This window comes from Paenibacillus sp. AR247 (assembly GCF_002968895.1).
In the GTDB taxonomy this organism is placed as follows: Bacteria; Bacillota; Bacilli; order Paenibacillales; family Paenibacillaceae; genus Paenibacillus_AQ; species Paenibacillus_AQ favisporus.
Genome location: NZ_PCZT01000006.1, coordinates 313,518 through 315,258, shown reverse-complemented (window position 1 = coordinate 315,258; position 1,741 = coordinate 313,518). Strand labels below are relative to the sequence as shown.

Annotated in this window: 3 protein-coding genes and 1 pseudogene; all 4 read right to left on the bottom strand. The window is 56.9% G+C overall.

What is annotated here, in order from left to right:
* Positions 1-140: pseudogene (locus CPT76_RS41900) on the bottom strand (amidase); the annotation flags it as partial.
* Between the two features lie 17 nt (positions 141-157).
* Complete coding sequence (locus CPT76_RS06420) at positions 158-610, bottom strand: cupin domain-containing protein (protein WP_105442289.1); 453 nt, start codon at positions 608-610, stop codon at positions 158-160.
* Entirely contained in the window at positions 607-1,281 is a 675-nt protein-coding gene (locus CPT76_RS06415) for a cysteine hydrolase family protein (RefSeq protein ID WP_258168145.1), read from the bottom strand. Before CPT76_RS06415 ends, CPT76_RS06420 begins: the two co-directional genes overlap by 4 nt.
* A 91-nt stretch (positions 1,282-1,372) precedes the next feature.
* The coding region (locus CPT76_RS06410) for an ABC transporter ATP-binding protein (RefSeq protein WP_146116172.1) at positions 1,373-1,741 on the bottom strand (369 nt) is incomplete at its 5' end.

Genomic DNA, 1,741 nt, shown 5'->3' with positions numbered 1-1,741 from the left:
TCGGGATTGCCGGCAGCATTGGTGTGTCCTGCTACGGCAAAAACGTCCTTTACGGCAAAGTTGAGCCCTTGAAGGAGACCGGCTTCCGCGTGTCTCGCCTCCGTTCCTAACCGAATCCACGGCGTGCATTCTTGCTGCATACGAGTTCCTCCAATCGTTATGAGTTCGCGGGAGCGGCCGCTCCCGGGAGAGACGCTCCGCGCAGTACCGCCAAATCCTCCTCGTCCAGGCTTGCAACCGGACCTGACTTGATCAAATCGGAAAACTTCTCGTCGGGCACCATGGTCGTCAGAACATAAAGCCTGCCCTCACCGGTATTTTTGACCTGATGGTTGTTGCCGGGCGGAACGACGAAGAACGATCCTGTGCGAATCCCGGTTTCCATATCGCCTACGATGGCAATACCTTCTCCGGCCAGCACGTAAAAATACTCATACGCTCCGCTGTGCTCGTTCGGCGGCGTCTGTCCGCCGGCGTCGAAAATTTCCACAACGGACACGAACGGCACCTGCGCCCCGTCGCACAGCATGACAAACTTGTTGGAATCCTTGCTTGAAATTTTGCGTACCTCGCATTGCTCGAAATGCCCCAGAACCAGACCATCGATCATATCAATTCATCCCTTTCTTTTCGTGTGCAGGCCTGCAGCAGATCCTCTGAACCAGCAACAAAGCCATAGCACTGTTTGATATTGTATAAGGCAGCCTCCGTGCAGTAAGCCGGAGAACTTGTCGCGCAGCAGTCTTCCAGCAGAATGGCGTCGTATCCGAGGCATACGGCGTCCTGAAGCGTATGCATCACGCACTGGTCAAGGTTGACGCCGGCAAACAGCAGCGTCTTCACGTCCAAATTGCGGAGAATGCTGTCCAGCGGCGTATCCCAAAAACCGCTGATACGGTATTTATCCACCCGGATATCCCCGGGTTCCGGTACCATCCGATCAATCAGCGCCGCGCCCCAGCTCCCCTGTTCCAGCACCTTCGAGCCTGTATCCGGCAGTGGGCTGCCGATCCCATACACCACCAGATTGTGCCCGTTCTCCGACACCGCTTGAACGATATCGGACGGCTTGGGCAGCAAGTACTCCGCGGTGCCGGTCAGCCGCAGCACCATTTCCCATACAAAGACGACGAAGACGAATACGCTAAGCGGCGGTACGACCCGGGACACAATTTTCCCCCAGACGTGACTGCCGCTGCCGACACTCCTCCTGATCATAGGCGCGGCCGGCGAAGCCTGTTTCGCCGCATCGGTAACCGCGCTCACTGCTGCTTTTTCCATGACCTCAACGACTCCTTTCGTAAGTGGCATGTTTCCATGCACCTCTAAATTTCCCCTTATCCTGGAAAGCAAGCACCAGCTTCTGCGAGCCTCAGTGATTCAGCACTTCGGTTATGCTGCGCACATACTTACCGAACTCGGACGTGGTCCGGAATTCATCCGTACGCGGATACGGCGCCTCAATCGGCACGATATCGGAAATCTTCCCCGGCCGCGGCGTCATGACGACAACCCGGGTTGATAGAAACACCGCTTCGAACACGTTATGGGTAATGAAAAGCACGGTCATCTTCTGATCCTGGCGCCAAATGCCCAGCAGTTCATCCTGCAGAGTCTGGCGGGTGATTTCGTCCAGCGCCCCGAACGGTTCGTCCATCAGCAGCAGCTTCGGCCGGGCTATGAGCGCACGGGCGATCGACGCCCGCATCTTCATGCCTCCCGAGNGCTGTCTCGGCAGTAC